The 18,799-nt window shown below is 36.4% G+C and carries 17 protein-coding genes; all 17 read right to left on the bottom strand.

What is annotated here, in order from left to right; translation table 11 throughout:
• Positions 1 to 57 precede the first annotated feature (57 nt).
• Entirely contained in the window at positions 58 to 2,208 is a 2,151-nt protein-coding gene (gene nrdD / locus VCHSUH03_RS06620) for an anaerobic ribonucleoside-triphosphate reductase (protein ID WP_105085438.1), read from the bottom strand.
• A 243-nt stretch (positions 2,209 to 2,451) separates the two neighbouring features.
• The gene (locus tag VCHSUH03_RS06615; protein WP_105085437.1) at positions 2,452 to 3,255 is read right to left on the bottom strand and encodes a CpsB/CapC family capsule biosynthesis tyrosine phosphatase; all 804 of its coding nucleotides are present in this window, start codon (positions 3,253 to 3,255) and stop codon (positions 2,452 to 2,454) included.
• A 266-nt stretch (positions 3,256 to 3,521) separates the two neighbouring features.
• On the bottom strand, positions 3,522 to 3,968 hold the full coding sequence (locus VCHSUH03_RS06610; RefSeq protein ID WP_105085436.1) for a VanZ family protein: 447 nt from the start codon (positions 3,966 to 3,968) through the stop codon (positions 3,522 to 3,524).
• Positions 3,969 to 4,002: 34 nt separating this feature from the next.
• Complete coding sequence (locus tag VCHSUH03_RS06605) at positions 4,003 to 5,169, bottom strand: nucleotide sugar dehydrogenase (RefSeq protein ID WP_105085435.1); 1,167 nt, start codon at positions 5,167 to 5,169, stop codon at positions 4,003 to 4,005.
• A complete protein-coding gene (locus tag VCHSUH03_RS06600; RefSeq protein WP_105085434.1) occupies positions 5,170 to 6,267 on the bottom strand; it encodes an NAD-dependent epimerase/dehydratase family protein in 1,098 nt (365 codons plus the stop codon). It lies immediately after the preceding gene.
• Positions 6,268 to 6,293: 26 nt separating this feature from the next.
• Positions 6,294 to 7,745, bottom strand: coding sequence for a lipopolysaccharide biosynthesis protein (locus tag VCHSUH03_RS06595; protein ID WP_105094458.1), 1,452 nt, complete (start codon positions 7,743 to 7,745; stop codon positions 6,294 to 6,296).
• On the bottom strand, positions 7,745 to 8,884 hold the full coding sequence (locus VCHSUH03_RS06590) for a CapA family protein (RefSeq protein ID WP_105094457.1): 1,140 nt from the start codon (positions 8,882 to 8,884) through the stop codon (positions 7,745 to 7,747). The genes VCHSUH03_RS06595 and VCHSUH03_RS06590 overlap by 1 nt, the downstream gene beginning before the upstream one ends.
• A complete protein-coding gene (locus VCHSUH03_RS06585) occupies positions 8,862 to 9,794 on the bottom strand; it encodes an ATP-grasp fold amidoligase family protein (protein WP_105094456.1) in 933 nt (310 codons plus the stop codon). The genes VCHSUH03_RS06590 and VCHSUH03_RS06585 overlap by 23 nt, the downstream gene beginning before the upstream one ends.
• Positions 9,772 to 11,013 carry an O-antigen ligase family protein gene (locus VCHSUH03_RS06580; RefSeq protein ID WP_105089015.1) on the bottom strand — a complete coding sequence of 414 codons (1,242 nt, stop codon included), beginning with the start codon at positions 11,011 to 11,013 and terminating at the stop codon, positions 9,772 to 9,774. Before VCHSUH03_RS06580 ends, VCHSUH03_RS06585 begins: the two co-directional genes overlap by 23 nt.
• A gap of 19 nt (positions 11,014 to 11,032) precedes the next feature.
• Positions 11,033 to 12,100 (bottom strand): glycosyltransferase, encoded by a 1,068-nt coding sequence (locus VCHSUH03_RS06575; RefSeq protein WP_105089014.1) that lies wholly within the window; start codon positions 12,098 to 12,100, stop codon positions 11,033 to 11,035.
• A complete protein-coding gene (locus tag VCHSUH03_RS06570; protein WP_105089013.1) occupies positions 12,097 to 13,146 on the bottom strand; it encodes an NAD-dependent epimerase/dehydratase family protein in 1,050 nt (349 codons plus the stop codon). Before VCHSUH03_RS06570 ends, VCHSUH03_RS06575 begins: the two co-directional genes overlap by 4 nt.
• Entirely contained in the window at positions 13,139 to 13,861 is a 723-nt protein-coding gene (locus VCHSUH03_RS06565; protein ID WP_105094455.1) for an IspD/TarI family cytidylyltransferase, read from the bottom strand. The genes VCHSUH03_RS06570 and VCHSUH03_RS06565 overlap by 8 nt, the downstream gene beginning before the upstream one ends.
• 9 nt (positions 13,862 to 13,870) lie before the next feature.
• Positions 13,871 to 14,737: a LicD family protein gene (locus VCHSUH03_RS06560; RefSeq protein WP_105094454.1), complete on the bottom strand. Its 867-nt coding sequence runs from the start codon at positions 14,735 to 14,737 to the stop codon at positions 13,871 to 13,873.
• 11 nt (positions 14,738 to 14,748) lie between these two features.
• Positions 14,749 to 15,435: a sugar transferase gene (locus VCHSUH03_RS06555; protein ID WP_105094453.1), complete on the bottom strand. Its 687-nt coding sequence runs from the start codon at positions 15,433 to 15,435 to the stop codon at positions 14,749 to 14,751.
• A complete protein-coding gene (locus tag VCHSUH03_RS06550; RefSeq protein WP_338153070.1) occupies positions 15,429 to 16,634 on the bottom strand; it encodes a DegT/DnrJ/EryC1/StrS family aminotransferase in 1,206 nt (401 codons plus the stop codon). The genes VCHSUH03_RS06555 and VCHSUH03_RS06550 overlap by 7 nt, the downstream gene beginning before the upstream one ends.
• A 69-nt stretch (positions 16,635 to 16,703) precedes the next feature.
• The gene (locus VCHSUH03_RS06545) at positions 16,704 to 17,315 is read right to left on the bottom strand and encodes a CpsD/CapB family tyrosine-protein kinase (protein ID WP_105094451.1); all 612 of its coding nucleotides are present in this window, start codon (positions 17,313 to 17,315) and stop codon (positions 16,704 to 16,706) included.
• Position 17,316: 1 nt separating this feature from the next.
• On the bottom strand, positions 17,317 to 18,762 hold the full coding sequence (locus VCHSUH03_RS06540; RefSeq protein WP_105094450.1) for a GumC family protein: 1,446 nt from the start codon (positions 18,760 to 18,762) through the stop codon (positions 17,317 to 17,319).
• Positions 18,763 to 18,799 lie beyond the last annotated feature (37 nt).

The following is an 18,799-nucleotide window of genomic DNA, read 5'->3' as shown; positions in this document are numbered from 1 at the left end:
GGGCACAGCTTTTACCATGTATAGAATTATAATAATAAACAGTGATGCTATCTATTATTAGATATGCATTACACGATCTTTGATTTCTTTCGTACGACCTTCATTCCAGAAGTTCTCACCCAAATAACCACAAGTACGACGAATAACAGTTAATTTATCACGGTTTGTGTTATGGCAACGAGGACATTCCCACTCATTATTTTCATTGACCTTAATTTCACCATCAAAACCACATTCGTGACAGTAGTCAGACTTGGTATTAAATTCAGCATAAGAAATATGGTCATAAATATATTGAATCATAGTTAAAACGGCTGGAATATTATTAGTCATATTCGGAATTTCCGCATAGGAGATACAGCCGCCTGTAGATTTCTTTTGGAACTCAGATTCAAAGGCAAATTTATCAAATACATTAATCTCTTCGCGAACATTTACGTGATAACTATTAGTGTAATAGCCTTTATCAGTAATATCTTCAATTACACCAAAGCGAGCACGATCTAATGAAGAGAATCGATTTGTTAAGCTTTCAGCAGGAGTACCATATAAGCCAAAGCCAAGATTATGTTTATCATGCCATAAATCAATAGCTGCATTTAAACGATCCATAATCTTCATTGCAAATACACGGCCTTTTTCGCCTGTATTAGACTCACCTGTAATCAAGCGAGTAGCTTCGTAGATACCAATGTAACCAAGAGAGATTGTTGCATAGCCACCTGTGAGGAATCGACCAATTTTTTCACCTTTTTTAAGGCGTGCAATGGCACCATGTTGCCAGTGAATTGGAGACACATCGCTCACTACATCTTTTAAAAGATTATAGCGTAATAACAATGCTTTTTCTGCTAATTCAAGACGTTTGTCTAAAATTTCAAAATATTTTTCTTCACTACCGCGAGCCAAAATACCGATTTGTGGTAAATTCAAGCTCACCACGCCCATATTAAAGCGTCCATCAAATTTGTAGTTTCCGTTTTCATCCTTCCAAGGAGATAAGAAAGAGCGGCATCCCATTGGGCTAAATACATTCCCTTCATAGTTTTCCTTCATCTTCTTAGCGGAGATGTAATCTGGGTACATGCGTTTAGCAGTGCATTGTGCAGCGAGCTCAGTCAAGTAATAATACGGACTATCAGGCGTTACATTATGTTCATCAAGAACATAAATCAATTTAGGGAATGCCGGTGTAATATATACATCAGCTTCGTTTTTTACACCTTTAATACGTTGACGCAAAATCTCTTCTGTAATAAGAGCAGCTTCCTTAGCATATTCATAATCAGGTTTAAAATACATGAACAACGTAACAAATGGAGACTGACCATTTGTAGTCATCAATGTATTGATTTGATACTGGATAGTTTGAATACCATCCTTAACCTCTTTACGCGTACGTTTCCATGCGATTTCACGAGCCTTTTCCATATTTGGCTCCATACCGTAAATCTCAACTTGTTCTTCAATAACATTGTTAAGAATCTTTTCGTAAGACTTACGTACAAATGGTGCTAAAATGCGATCAATGCCATTAATACTTTGACCGCCATATTGCCCAGATGCAACTTGAGCAATAATTTGTGTTGTCACTGTACATGCAACCTGGAAAGACTTAGGTGTATCAATCTTCTTACCATTGATAACTGTACCATTTGTAAGCATATCTTCCAAATTGATTAAGCAACAGTTAAACATAGGCTGGATAATGTAATCCATATCATGGAAGTGAATGGCACCACTATCATGGGCCTCTAAAATATCTGTAGGAATTAATTTACGACGCGCAATATCCTTAGATACTTCACCGGCAATTAAATCGCGTTGTGTAGATACAATCGCAGCATCCTTATTAGAGTTTTCGTCAAGAACGCTAACATTACTACGGTCTAATAAACCAATTACATCATCATCTGTAGTATTTTGACGACGTTTAAAAGCTTGAACAGCTTTGTAACCTTCATAGGCACGTGCCGTTGCAGGATTATGATACTCAATCAACTTATAATACACTTGATCTTCAATAGCATAAATTGTCATGTCCTTTTGGAGCTTTGTAGCATATTCTTCAATTTCATCAGCAATACGCTGTGCCAACCCCTCTTCGTACAACCCTGTACTACTATGCTCAGCTTTTTCTATAGCTAAAGCAATTTTGTTCTTGTCGAAAGGTACCTTTGTACCATCCCGTTTAATGACCTGCAACATATTGGCAACCTCCCCATTTTGTTACCGCTGAAATATATGTTATGACAAAGAAAAAAGTATGGTATACCATACTTTTATAAATTTATATGTAAAAACGTAAAGAATTATTAGTAAATTCTCTATTTTTACCGCTAACTCAGTATACTATATATGGTGGTTGTTTTCAAGAACAAATACTATATAAAGTAAAAATAGGTCCTTTTAGCCATGCTAATATAGCATGAATAAAAGAACCTATTTAAATTATAATGTAAACCCAAATAGACGAGTCAAGAAGTTAGATTTTTGACCTACCCAACTAGAAGGAACAGTAGGATAGAATGTGCGATCAGCTAAAAGATCGCGTTCATTGAGATGAATATTTGGCAACAAATCTTTTTTGTATGTACTGTCTAATTTAGAAATAGCTTCTACATACCCTTGATGCGCTTGTACATCATTTTCATTGCAATAACCAGTGCCAAAGAAGTGAATTAATCCATTACGATACAATTCGATTGCTCTATGATAATTAGCATTACTATGATTAAAGGATGCCATGTTACATTGAATTAAAATCCCTTTATCTACCCATTCCAATAACTGTTCTGGTTTTGTAAATAATTGGCGATGCGTTTCTACTTCACTAATGATAGGAACAATGCCCATATCTAGTAAGCTTAGCAACCATGCATTAATATGGTGAACCTTACTATTTTCAGGTAATGCTACTAACATAAAATGGCTATTACCCAACAAATACTGATTGCGATGAGCAACGATATATTCAACCATTTCATCACAAAGTAAAACGCGAGCACCACTGTGTATAGTAACATCTACTTGTTGCTCACCTACTGCAAGTTTTACATCATTCAATGTTGTTTCCATTTCATTCCAAGTATTCATATCCATAGATACTATTACATCAGGTGTACTGAAAATATCTGTAATTCCTTGTTCAGCCAAAGATTTTATCATTTTTACTGATTCTGCCATTGTTTGTGGCCCTTGAGGACCTAACACAGCTGGCAAAATGCAACCATGTAAATCAACCACGCGATTCATAATCTTTCCCTTCTACTTACGATAACCCCTTACAGAAATCGTCCTCTTTTATAAAGTTCATGTTTATCTCATTTAAGCTTCATTTTCTATTCATGATTATAACAGGGTAAAAGTCGCTTGTATAGTGGTTTTTATATAAAAATAGATAAATTATAATGTGTTCATTTAATAATTTATTTATATTTTCATTTTATTTTCATTAAAAACGCCTCATAATCCTTTTGATTATGAGGCATTTTATAGTCATGTTGCATATTAGTAACAGTTTATTTTTTATATATGCTCTTTTCCTGACCTATCCTATAGGCTAACTTTACTAAGAATATACCAACAATCACACCTATTGTATCAATAACAACATCGGAGAACTGAGAGCTTCGACCTGGTGAAAATCTTTGTATAAATTCATCAAGAATAGCTATAGCCATCCCTAGACCAGTCGTTTTTAATACAGTTCCGTACTTAATATAACGACGTAAGATTGCATATAAAACGCCACCGAGGATTGTAAACTCCGTGAGATGTGCTAATTTTCGAACAATCCTATTCAAGGTCCATATATTTCCATGAAAGCCTAACTTATTTGCTATAGGAGCAAAAGTTTCTGCAAAAAGTAAGCTAAATCCATCTGATGATCCACCATTCTGCATCGAATTATCCCATATAAAAAATACTATTAGCCCTAACAGGATATATAGCATCCAACGTTTCATAGTACTCTCCTAAACGCCATAGCACATATCTATCTTAATCGCGATCAAAAATATCTCTGGTGTAAACTTTATCCTTCACATCCTCTAAACTCTTATCCCAACGGTTAGCTACTATGACATCACTAACACGTTTAAAGTCTTCAAAGTTACGAATTACAGGGGAATTAAAGAAGTCTTCTGCATCAAGAGTAGGTTCATACACAACTACGGCAATCCCCTTAGCTTTGATTCGTTTCATTACACCTTGAATTGCAGATGCTCTAAAGTTATCAGAGTTCATTTTCATAGTCAAGCGATAGATGCCAACAATTTTTGGGTTCTTTCCTATAATAACATCTGCTATGTGATCCTTGCGAGTTCTATTAGCATCGACAATAGCAGAAATCAAATTTTGTGGAACATCATTATAGTTGGCTAATAATTGCTTAGTATCTTTTGGTAAGCAATAACCGCCATAACCAAAGGATGGATTATTATAGAAGTCTCCTATACGAGGATCTAAACAAACACCATTAATAATCTGACTTGTACTAAGACCACGAACTTCGGCATAAGAATCTAACTCATTAAAGTAAGCAACGCGCAATGCTAAATAAGTATTAGCAAATAATTTAATAGCTTCTGCTTCTGTAGAATCCGTATATAACTGTGGTACATTCTCTTTAATAGCACCATCAGCTAATAGTTGACCAAAGCAACGAGCACGTTCAGAGACTTCACCTACCACAATACGGGAAGGATGTAAATTATCATATAAAGCTTTACCTTCACGTAAGAACTCTGGAGAGAAAATCAAGTTCTCCGTGTCGAATTCTTTACGCATTTGAGCTGTATACCCAACTGGTACTGTTGACTTGATAACCATAACAGCATCAGGATTGATTTCTAAAACAGTTTTAATGACTTGCTCAACAGAAGATGTATCAAAGAAATTCTTTTGTGGATCATAGTTGGTAGGTGTAGAAATAATTACATAATCCGCACCTTTAAATGCTTCCACAGGATCTAATGTAGCTTTAAAGTTTAATTTTTTAGTAGTCAAATACTCTTGCAATTCTGCATCTACAATAGGTGACTCTTTGCGATTTAACATTTCTACCTTTTCAGGAATAATATCGAGGGCTACTACTTCATTATGTTGTGCTAATAAAACACCATTTGAAAGGCCTACATAGCCAGTCCCAGCAATTGCAATCTTCATTTATTTGCCCTCCGTCATATAAAACTCTTTATACCATATAGCAAATTTCCGTAACCCTTCGCGTAAAGATGTATTCGGTTTGAATCCAAAATCTTCTTCTAGAGCACTTGTATCTGCATAAGTTACAGGTACATCACCGGGTTGCATTGCCACTAATTCTTTATGGTTTTCAAAATTATAATCTTCTGGTAATACACCAGCAGAAACTAATTCCTCTGAAAGAATACGCACAAAATCGAGAAGATTTTCAGGATGACTATTACCAATGTTATAAATAGCATATGGTGGTACTGGCAATCCATCAGCTCCGTTACGACGCTCTGGTGCTGCACACATAACCTTAGATACGCCTTCTACAATATCATCGATATAGGTAAAGTCACGTTTACAATTACCATAGTTAAAGATTTTTATGGTACCGCCACTACGCAATGTATTAGTAAAACCAAAGTATGCCATATCAGGACGCCCTGCAGGACCATATACAGTGAAGAAACGAAGTCCTGTACTAGGAATGTTATATAACTTGGCATAAGAATAAGCCAATAATTCATTTGATTTTTTTGTAGCCGCATAAAGAGATACCGGATTATCTACTTTATGATCTGTAGAGTATGGAATTTGTTTATTCGCTCCATATACAGAAGACGATGATGCATAAACTAAATGCTCTACTCCACTTCCACCGTTATCATAAGAGTGCCGACAAGCCTCTAATATATTGTAAAAACCAATAATATTAGACTCAATATAAGCATCAGGATTCGTAATAGAATAACGCACACCAGCCTGTGCTGCTAAATTAACAACAACTCGTGGTTTATAAGTAGAGAAAATTTCTTCAATAAAGGTCTTATCTGCAATATTCCCTTTTTTAAATATCCACGTATTTTTATTATCTTTGCTCATCTCATCAATTTGTTGCAATCGATAATCTTTTAAGGCCACGTCATAGTAATCATTAACAGAATCTATGCCGATAATTTGAGTTCCTTCTGCTTCAGATAACAGGGACATAACAAGATTCGCCCCTACAAATCCAGCGGCTCCCGTTACTAGAATTACCGTATTGTTTAAGTCTACATTTTTTGAAAGCATATGTACTCCTTTCATAGTTCTGTTAATTATGAGCGTCTTACTTTACTTAATAATTTATCAACGCCAGAAGTGATAATAGTGCGCTCAGATGGTATGAGATATAAGATAACCACATACAATACAACGCATAAAATCATACAAGCTATAGTCCACCATACCGCATCATATAAATGTAAAATACTATATGCAAGAGCACCAACAATAGATGCGGTAATTAAATATACACCTATATTAGTAATCACCCGAAGGGCACTCATATGTATAAATAATGCTAAGAAAATCATGGCAACCATTAACATTTCCATGCGTACTATTGAACGAGCATAGACAAATGTACTAAAGTCATACTGAATGCAAATATAAATTACCGGTATTAATACAACTAAATGTAATATTTGAGTCCAGAATGATAAATTAGGAACTCCTTTTGCACGGAACACTTCAGAAATCAAATTCGCTGTTACTGTCATAATAGCGGAACTCAAGGACCAAGATCCCAATACAATACCTGCTAACTTCCATTGTGGTCCCAATAAAAGATCAACAACAAAATCTTGGAATACAAACAAGCCTATCCCTATAGGTACTAAAAAAAGAGCCATATAGCGTTGGAAGGTAAAGAATGTATTTGAAAATGCCTGTTCATCCTGTTGAACTCGACTTAATGCGGCAAATAATACAGGCGCTAAAGATGAAGTAGCCATGGCCATGACAGTTGTAACAATAGCCATAGGCATTTTGTATATCCCTAAATAATAGGCATCTAAAAAGCGACTAATAATGAAGGTATCCACCCAAGCGGTAAGCCAAATAGAAAATGCTTCAGCCAATGACCATGCACTATAACTAAACATGTTCATAAAGACTCGAGAACTAAAGAAGAGATGGATTTGATTTTTCCTACTCTTCAATAAAGCCAAAGCCGTGAATAACTGAGCCCCTAGCATACCAGCGATTAATGACCAATAGTCATATCCCATGAGCGCCATAGGTATGGATATCAATATAGGAGTCAGAATTGTGATGAGCCGAATGTTAAGAAGAAACTTAAAGTTAAAGTCCCGTCTATACAAGGCCATTTGTACACTACTGAAAGCAGAGAGCGGAATCATGGCCCCCATTATGGCTAACGGTATGCCTAAGCCATCATTTCCAACTAATACGGCCAATTCATCACGACCGACTATAATAGCCCCCCACAAGAGTAAAGAAAGAACTAAGTTAGCAATAAAAGCTACATCTGTAGCCTCCTGTTTTTCTTTATCACTTTGAAACTCATGCTGTACAAGAAATTTTTGAAATCCCGCATCAGCTAGCATTTCTGCAAAGGATATAACCATCATAATTGTTGCCAATATCCCAAATGCCGTAGGTGCTAGCATATGGGCCAATATTATATTTGTTAGTGGTGTAATAAGCTTTGCTAAAACCTCTGTTATGACAGACCATTTAGCAGCAGCTACTATTTTTGTATCCATTATTTTTTATTGATATTCTTAATGCCCCGCAAGAATAATTCATGGTGAGCTTCACATTCCAAGTAATTTTGAATTGCTAAATAACTTGTTTTTCCTAAAATAAGTTGCATTAATTTTCGTCCAAATAATCCATTTATTGCGCGGATAATAAAAGATCTACCTAAAAATTCACGCAAATATCGCTTTACATGAGTATCAGCAAAGTCCTTATATGCTTGAGCTACAAAATGAGCATCTCTAATGTTTTCACTTCGCTTTTTATATTCCGTCAATGTTTCAATGGCTTCTGATTCAGTAGCCAAACGGGTGCCCCTTTCGGTACCACGAATTGGCACTTCAGATACAATAAAGGTATCCTTTGTAGCCTCCACACTGATTAATAAGGAATCTTTTACAAACTCCTTATGATGTATATAGGATTCGGAGTTAAAGATAAAGTTACCTTGGCCATAAATAATAGTCCCCTTACCATAGTCCTCACGAGAACCTATACAATGACTATGTTGGCAAATTACAAGGTCTGCTCCTTTATCAACAAATTTTCTGCCATATCTTTGTAACATTGGCGATGGATAGCGATAAAACTCCTTCCCACCATGATATAGGACGATAACATAATCACATGTTTTCTTTAAAGCTTCTACATCATCAAAGCTCTCTAATACATCAAATGGATTAGCCCCCATTGTATGAAAAGAAGCAACGGTAAACTCATGTTCTGCACATAAGTAAAATCCTATACGTATACCTTCTTTTTCAAAGATAAATGGCTTTTTAGCTACTTTTACATTAGCACCAGCACCTGCATTTTTAATATCATGCTTTTTTAATAGCTCTAATGTAGTTGTTAACCCTTCTACACCATGATCTAAGGAATGATTATTAGCCAATGTTAAAAATATAGGCTCTAAAGCCTTATAACCATAGATTGTTTTTGTAGGAGATTTTAAATTATCACCAAATTTATTAATCGGAGTAGCTGCATCTGTTAAGGGCACCTCTAAATTAAATACATTTAAATCAGATTTTTTTAGAAGTCTCAGTAACTCCTTACCAACCAAAGCCTCTCCATTACCAGATTCAAATAATTCTCTATTTATATCCGTAGGGACAAAATCAGCCCCGATGTACAGTTTCAAGATGTAACCACTCCCCTAATTCATAATCTTTTGACATAGGACGAAACTTCTCAAATCCAGCACCAGGGAAGAACGTTAACTCTCCAATAAATAGGCGCCCTTTTATTTCGTAAAAATCAACACGTAAGAACGGACAATCCTTACTTAGCTCAGCTGTGAGACGTTTCATCTCCTCATACGTAGCTGGCTTCGGAAATTCCGTAGGTAATGGAGGATAATGACCAAAATGAATCCCCATAGGCTCCCAATCAATATCATAGAAGTTCATACGCGTTCCAGTCTTTGAAAAGCGCTCTGAACACACTACAGTTAGCTTTGGTTCTCCATGGAAGGAATACATCTTATAGTCTAATAAATCATCATTGCCCAATTCAGAAATATATTCTTCTGCTATAATACGACGCGGTACATTTTGATAAGCCCATTCTCTAGCAATTTTAGAATAATCACGTTTTAGAGATGCTCTTAACTTTGCTTTAGCTGCCTCTCGATCAAGGGATGACTTATCTTTACAAATAACGATGCCCCCACTATCATGTGTACATTTCAAAACAAATTGATTAGGTAATGCATCAAAATCAATATCCTCTACAGAATCCCAAACAGCAAGTGTGGGAATTATATATTGTTCGCCCACCCGTTGAGCAATAAAGTTCTTAGCTTCATGCTTATCAACCATTACAGTTTGTATAGATTCTCTGTAATTAACCTTTAGCCATTGTAACTTTTCGCTAAAAGTTTTAGGATTCTCTAAATCTAGAGGATACCCCATATATTTAGGAAATACCTTCTTTAAAAACTCTTCATCAGATAAAGAGTCATAATAACCTAATTTGATCAATACTCTCGTGCGATAGTAAGGTTTTGTTAAAAAGGACATGCCAACTTTACACAACTTGCTGAGCTTCATTTTTACGTCCTTTCCGGAGCAATTGCACCTCTAAATAAAACATCATCATATAAAAATATGTACTCTTACTTTCATAAGAAACCATGCCCATATCCATAACGATTTGAGAAAGGAACAAAATCAGTACCATTACATATTCATTACTATGAAAGTTCCGATAACGAATTAAGTTATAGGCAATGTATATATACATTGAGTAATACGCCAATAAGCCGATTACCCCTGTACCTGCTAATAGTTCAATATAATTATTATGTAAATAATAATTCTCTTTACCATATAAAAAATAGGTAAGTACAGATGGATTATTTACCCCCACCCCAGTGATGGGCGATTGATAAAATAAATCCCACCCTATATCAACCAAGGCTAAACGAATAATGGTAGATGAATCACCACCAGTACCGGAGAAAGCATCCACCATACTCGACATACGATCCAGAACCTCTGAAAACATAGGTAATTGTAGAACTGCAATACCAATGATAGTAAGAGCTAACAATGAGCCAATAATCTTAGCAATAGAATTTACTACATTGGCACTACGTAAACTTTTAAATACAAATAGTAATACTGTACCAACAACAACAAATACTAACGCTTTACGACTACCAGTAGCTGCTAGAATCCCCAATGTAGGTAAGGCTATAATATTCCACCAACGAGGTCGATCGTATAACATGTAATACAATGTCATAACGATAGCATTGGCACCTAATAAACCTACAGTATTCGCATTTAATGCATCATTTGCAATTCGTGCAGAAGATGACAAAACCATAATAAAGTAATCTAAGCCATAGAAATATACCGTGTAAAAACAAACTATATAACCAGTCCACATACCAATTTTTAATAATGTGTCCACTGATGTTTTATCTTGATAACACATGTATAAAATGATAAGCATAAAGAATATTTTGACGATATCAAAGCTTCGACTGAGTGCTACAGATGGCTCTATAGCATTAATAGTACTCAGATAACAGGCTCCAATGAAGAGGAGCATATAACCATGCATCCAGGTAAGCCTAAATTTAATAACTCCCCGCTCTCGAATGAGATAACAAATAATAAGTCCAAATAGGCATACAAATAATACATAGGCACCATAATTCGCATCGCCAAGGGCAAAGGAAATGGTCAACGACAACACTAAAAAAATTAGAGTTATGAACCATATCATGCGGTCAGCAATAGCCGTAATATTTAACTTCAATGGTTCTCCTCCTTACAACTCATAAAACATCTAACCAACGTTTAGCAATTTTGCATAGTGGGAATTTGTCACGCACCTTAATGGCTTCTTGTGAAAGTTTAGCTGCTAGTGCAGGATCTTTTAGAACGCTACGCATGGCTTCATACATAGCCTGTATATCTCCTACAGGCACCAAGATACCATTCTCTCCACTTGTTATGACCATACGAGCCCCACCTACTGGACAGTCTGTAACAACTGTAGGCAAGCCCATGCCTAGCGCTTCAAGCATAGAGTTTGAAATACCTTCAAAATCAGATGATGAAACATACATAGAACAAGGTGCGACCTTCTCTAAAATATTACTAGCAAAGCCAGGCAATAAAATTCTATCCTCTAAATTAAGAGATTTTATTTGAGCTCGTAGTTCATCCTCTAAAACGCCTTGCCCATAAATAACGAGTTTATACTCTGGAAACTCATCTGATAGCATACTAAATGCATTGATCATCATAGGCAAATTCTTTTGCGGATGCAAGCGACATGCTGTAACGATCGTCTTTTCCCGTTCTCCCTCAATTGGTGGTGGCAATTTACCATTAATAGGATTCGGAATGATAACACCACGCTTTTGTACAGATTCAGGAAAATATGAACGTGCATCTTCCGTTTGGAATACTAAGGCATCAGCAAAGCGAAAAGCAAAATTACGCAGCGCTTGTTGATGCCAACCGATAGGTACCTTACGCGGATTATTTCGTTCTGAAAAGACAATGCGATTCTTTACAAACCAGGAACTAATAGCCAATATAAAGCTAGATGCAGACAAGAATGATAAACATGTAGCATTCGGTCTAGTCTTTAAAATCTTAATTAGCTCTTTTATTTCCTGCATAAAGCGAATCACTTTATTAGAACTTGTGGTATGAATTTCAATTTGCTCTATCCCATTTTCTAAGGCATATTCATTACCATAACAATTGGGACTAGTTTGGATGACCGTAATATGATGACCATCATGCACCCATTGACGAGCTAACTCTGTTAAAATTCGTTCAGCTCCATCATTACCAAGGGAGATAGTAACAATGATTATTTCCTTTTTCATAGGCTTTCCTCTTGGATATATTCTGCAAGTCTTACATAAGCCTGCGCCATTGTTACCTTAGGCTGCCATCCTAAGGACTTTAATTTTTTTGAACTTAAGAACATGTGCACTGTCGGCGCATAGCCTAAGCCTTGTACATCTTCTGGAATATCAAAAATGACTTCACTCTTATCATGACTTACATGGGTCGCTACTAAATGAGCAATGCTAGCTATGGAGCGAGTTTCCTCATCATGACAGACATTGTATGCTTCACCAGCTTCTCCATCCTTCATAAGGGTTAAAATGCCCGTTAATGCATCAGTAATATAGCAATAATTAGACATAGAATCACCCTTTGTATGAAGTACAATATTTTCATTTTTTAGAGCACTCTTAGTGAATTGCATAAATACGCGATTATCTGAAACAGGAACACCAGGTCCAAAAGTTTGAGCCAATCTAGCTATAACAGCTGGAACGCCAAATTCTACGGCATACGATTTACAATAACACTCACATAATCTTTTACTTTCAGAATAAGAGCTACGCACATTTAAGTGATCTAAATATCCTAATCGCTCTTCAGTCATCACCTGTCCCGATTCATAAGGAACACCATACTGTTCCATGCTCGATAGGTATACAAGTTTCTTTACCGTTTTATGACGGCCTAGTTCAAGCATAGCTTCCGTACCATGAATCGAAGTACGAATCGTTTCTACAGGATGCTCCATAAAGAACTTAGATTGTGTTGGTGCTGCACCATGTAAAATATAGTCACAAGGCACATCAATAGATTCTAAAGAACCATCGATAAGTGTAATAGAATCATTATCTAAATAATCACCTAGAATAGCCTGTGCTTTGTCATGACTACGAACATGGCCTATTACCTTTATATCCAGATTATATGTCTCATTGGCAAGTATAAGCAGTTTTATAAACATAGAGCCAATGAGTCCCGTCGCGCCTGTCACGAGAATACGCTGATGGCGGAGGAAATCAAAGTGCTCTTTATCTTGTAGTAAAGCTGCTAACTCGCGTTTAATAACGGAATTACTCATCTTGTAATCCTCCTAATTCACGGTTCTTTATAATACCTGTGAACATATAATAATCAGATGGTGTCGTAATTTTTATATTTTCTGTCTCCCCTAATACTGGATACAATGTGTAACCATAATGCATCATCATGGACGCAGAATCGATAAAATCATGGATACCTTCTACTTTTGCTCGATCATGAACCGATAGAATATCGTCTAGTTTAAAGCTTTGAGGTGCTTTTGCCATAAGACATTCACTGCGATTTAAAATACGATTGATAGAACCATTATCCGTAACCATAACGGTTTCAATAGCAGGTGTAACAGTGATAGCAGACCCCTTTGTTTCTACAGATTCGATATTTCTCTCTATTGTTTCCTTATCTACAAGCGGTCTAACACCATCGTGAATCAATACAGTAACATCTTCATTAGGAAATAAACACTTCGCTTCTGCCAATCCATTATATTGAGAATCTAAAGCACTTTCTCCACCTGGAACAATGGATAGAACCTTTTGTAACCCAGCCTCTTTGATGAGGTTCTTGGTGTGATCAATCCACTCTGCTTTGCAGGCTAGAACAATGGCATCAATTAAGTCCGTTTGTTCAAATACATCTAAAGTTTGAATCAAAATAGGTCTACCGTTCCATTCAAGAAACTGTTTTGGCGTCTTGCTGTTATTCATACGAGCACCTACGCCACCCGCAAAGATTACTGCTATTCGTTTCATAGGCCCTCCTTAAGGTTGAGCTTCGTTTTTGGCATAATGTATGCCTCTATACTCCTTGTAAGGTGTATGCAAATCAGCAAATACAGCATCATGTTTAGCTACGCGCTGTTCTACTGGTGGTAGTTGCATATAATCGCCCCAAATGAGACGTAAATATCTTTCATACCCTTTCATAACTGGTATTTGATGACCTTCAAAATCCTTATATACAACAGATTCGAAGTCTTCTCGAGGATGACGCAGCTTCATACCCTTCAAACTACCAATTAATTCAGTACACTCCTTACTCGTATTGAAATCGTATTTAGTCATTTGCTTTTCCGCAAAACGCCAAATATGATAACGTAACGACTGACTAGAAAATACCTTGTAAATACATCCTGCTAATGCACGATACATCGGTCCTTTATTATCAGGCAATCGTTGAGCATTAAAAAGTGCAAAGGTCATGGCCCACATCAATTGCAGTGTACGACTAATTTTTCCTGGTGCACATCCATCAATAGGCATGATTTCAAGAGCTAAACCGTGACAAATATCTTCGTGCATACTATGACGATTAATAAATGTCGTGTTGTTATCTCGAATAGAAGCACCTGCATCATGATAAATATGATTTCGATCAGTTCGACAATATGTATACCGTTCTGTATCTGCATACTTAGGCCATAATTCAGCTAATTTTTCGTAATCTGGACGGGGCATAAATAAATCTAAATCGTCATCCCAAGGGATAAAGCCATTATGACGTATCGCCCCAATGAGGCCACCGCCACAGAGATAAAAGCGCAAATTATGTTTGTCACAAAACTCTTTAAAGTACAGCAACATAGTAAGCTCTTTTTCTTGTATTTCCTTTGTCATAGATGTACTCATAGGGACCTCTTTCAACGTAATACAGCTAATACTGTATCAACCATCGTTTTAATATCTTGTAGAAAAGAAAATTCTTTAATACTCTTTAAATTCCAAGCCATCTTGCCTGGTAATACCTCATTAATATAGACTTCATCAACATTTTGAGCATTTTGTAAAAGTTGATCTTCATCTTTATAAGCAATACTTGCAATACTTGTTACCCCTGCTGGTAATAACAAGGTTGCTTTCATTTCATTTGTGTAAGCCGCCACATATCGAGGCACCTCTGGTCTTGTACCAACAAAGCTCATATCTCCTAATAGGATATTGATTAACTGAGGCAATTCATCAAGACGATAGCTACGAAGCATGTTGCCTACCTTTGTAACGCGCATATCATTTTGTGATGTCACCTGAGCACCTAATGATTCCGCATTTTTTACCATAGTGCGGAACTTATAGATACCAAAGGTACGACCATATTGCGTCACCCGAGTTTGGCGGAAGAAGACCTCCCCTTCGCTATCTCGTTTAATCATGAGGGCTAACACCAAAAATACAGGACTTAATACAATGAGCATACCAGCGGCTATAACACGGTCAAATATGCTTTTAAAAAGAAGGCTTGTTCGTCTTTGATTCAATATTTCAAAGTATGGACGCACCTCTTCACACTGCAACTCTTGTGGTAGATCGTGAAAGTTTTTTACTAACATTCGGTAATAATCCTTTTAAATGTTTCAATGATATATTGCACTTCTTCATTCGTTAGCAATGTATGAAGAGGCAATGTGATTTCATTTTTAAATTGATTATAAGCATTTGGATAATCATCAATAGTAAATCCTAAGTTCTTATAAGCCGTATGCATAGGAATTGGCTTATAGTGAACATTGGTTGCAATACCAGCTTCAGCCATAGCCTCAATTACCTTATTACGGTATTCAGCATCTTGACCATCTAATCGTACTAAATATAAGTGGCCACTACTTTGATGATCATCAGTATAGTGACTTAATACTGTAACAGGTAAATCTTTAAAACCTGCATCATAAGCTGCGATGATTTCCTTACGTCGTGCTAATAGTTTTGGGTATCTTTCAAATTGAGCCAAACCAATAGCCGCCATAATATCGGTCATATTACATTTATAATATGTACCCTTAATATCGTATTCCCATGCACCAGCCTTTGTCTTAGCAAGGGCGTCCTTATCTTGTCCATGCAAAGATAATAATTGGAATTGCTTATAAATGACTTCATCATCAATACCATCTATATGTCGCCATGTAGCACAGCCCCCTTCGGCAGTCGTAAAGTTCTTCACTGCGTGGAAGGAAAAACTACTAAAATCAGCTACATTGCCAGTTGGTATACCTTTGTATGAAGCACCAAAGGAATGGGCACAGTCCGCTACGATAGGAATATGTCCCAATGCTTTTTGAATATCATTGGCAGGTGTAAATAGCGATTTCTTTTCTTTTACAATAGAGCGTAAACGGTCATAATCACAAGGTACCCCTGCAATATCTACAGGAATAATTGCCTTTGTTTTTGGCGTAATAGCACGAGCCACTGCATCATAATCCATTTCAAATGAATCTTTTTGGGTATCTACAATAACTAGTGTAGCCCCTACATGAACAACAGGACTTGCACTAGCAGTATAGGAATAAGCACTGGTAATAACTTCATCGCCAGGTCCAATACCTAATACACGGAGAGACATCTCAAGCGCCGCGGTAGCAGAGTTTAAACAAACAGCTTTAGGTGTACCTAATTGTGCCGCAATCTTTTTTTCTAATTCTTTAGTACGCGGTCCAGTTGTAATCCAACCACTCTTTAAGGCTTCAACAACTTCATTGATTTCTAACTCTGTAATATCAGGAGGGGAAAAATTAATTTTCATATACATCACCTCATTACTTTCTGTACCTTGTCGATACGCTTGATTTATCTAATGGAATATATATTAAATTATTGACTACACATCAATGACGATAGAACCTAATAAAGGAATTCCAACTTGAGTAAGTCGTTTCTTAGCTTCTATTAAATCTTTAGGACCTGCTACTTCATTTTTAACAACAAGCATGACACCATCAGATTTTTCAGCTAATACAATGGCATCCGTAACATCTAATACTGGTGGTGTATCAATGATAACTACATCATATTCGTCGCGGATATAATCCCATATTGTAGATAATTTACTTGAATCAACTACCTCTGAAGGATGGCTAACTACTTCACCAGCAGTAAGCACATCTAAATGAGGCACAATATTGCGATGAATCGTCAAATCTTCATCCATAATAACTGCATTAGTAAGACCTTTATTTTGCACGTTGAATGCTACATGCTGAACTGGATTACGTAAATTACCATCTACTAAAAGAACTTTGTTATTATTCTTCGATAAAGCTAATGCCGTATTAGCCGCTACCTCAGATGTTCCTTCTCCACTAGTAGCAGCGGTAATACAAATGATCTTATATTTATGTTGATTACATACGTATTGTAAATTGCTACGCAATGTACGATATGCTTCTACAAGTGGTGTATCACCACGCTCATTAGAAATTAGTCTAATCATATTAACCTCTCACTTTACGCCACAATGCTACAATACGATTGCTTGGTTCTTCATATTCCTTTTCTTCATGATTTGGAATGACACCTAAATTTTCAATGCCAAGAATATCATTGATTTCTTGTACCGATTGAACCTTGCGGTTGCAGAAGAACTGACCCAATGTGTAAAGGCAGCCTAGGATAATACCCAAAATTGCAGAGCCTAATAAAATAAGGATTTTACGAGGTGCAATAGCCTTTTCTGGTAATGTAGGAGCATCTACAATTTGAACTTCATTTGGTACCATTACTTCAGCTACTTTAGCTTCTTCCAAACGCTTAGATAGCATTTCGTAAATGTCTTGGGCTACATCAACATCACGTTTTGCCTGGATATAGCCACGTTCTTTTTCAGGCAAACCTTTCATAGCCTCCTCATTTTCTTTATCAAGTTCAGCTAATGTAGATTCTTTACCTTGTGCTACAGCTAAAGCCGCTTCATTTTTGAATTTATCTGCTAACAAACCTTGCTGTGCAGAGTTACTAGATGGAGCTTGTTGAGATGCAATAGCATTAATTTCAGCATTTAAACCACTCTTAGCTTCTTCGATTTGTTGGTTAATCTCTTTCATTGCCGGATGCTCATCAGTATATTTACCAACATAAGAGGCCTTACGAGATTCTAAGTCAGCTAATTGTCCTTTATATGCTTGAACAGTTGCACTATCCGCAATACTTTTACCTGCAGAGCCTAATTGCTCATTAATACTGCCTAAAGCTGCTTGCGCCGTTTCCAAATCCAATTGGTTTTGAGCTTTCTCACGATCAATAAGGGTAATCTTATCTGTTAGCCCCTTCATTTGATCCGCCGTGGAATATACCTTATTGTCCACTTGGAATTGTTGTAATTTCTTTTCTGCTTGACCCAATTCTTCTTTTGCAGTTACCACACGTTTTTGTAAAAATTCACGTGTCGTCCGTTGCTCAACATGGGAAATATCTGCCAAGCGCTTTAAGAATGTATCAATTAATAATTGATTAGCCTCTTGTGCTTGTTCTGGACTTTTACCAGTTACACTAACTTGTAATAATTCAGTTTCTTTATATGGTTTTGTTTCAATACGTGTTTTAACAAACTCTTCGTATGTAGGTGCTTTACCTGTTCCTTCTGGATCTTCAATCGCTGCAATAACAGGTTCTACAACATTACGACTCTTTAAAATTTCAGCATCTGTATTCATCAATTGACGCGCCATAGAGTCAGAGTAACCATTAGTACTTGATAAAACAGAATTACTTAATCCTTGAGATTGTTTAATGCGCAACATAGATGTAGATTGATATGTAGATGGTGCTAGGAAAGCATATGCACCACCCAATACTATACATGCTACCGTAATATTGATAATCTTACGACGTCGTTTAACGAGGACTCTACCGACCTCTTTTAAATCAATAATTTGTTCCACCCATATACCCCTTTCTGTGAAAGTATACAAACAACAG

Origin of the sequence: Veillonella infantium, from assembly GCF_002959895.1 — a bacterium.
Classification (GTDB): Bacteria; Bacillota; Negativicutes; order Veillonellales; family Veillonellaceae; genus Veillonella; species Veillonella infantium.
Note: the sequence above shows the minus strand (reverse complement) of the source record. Positions and strands in the feature narration are given on the sequence as shown.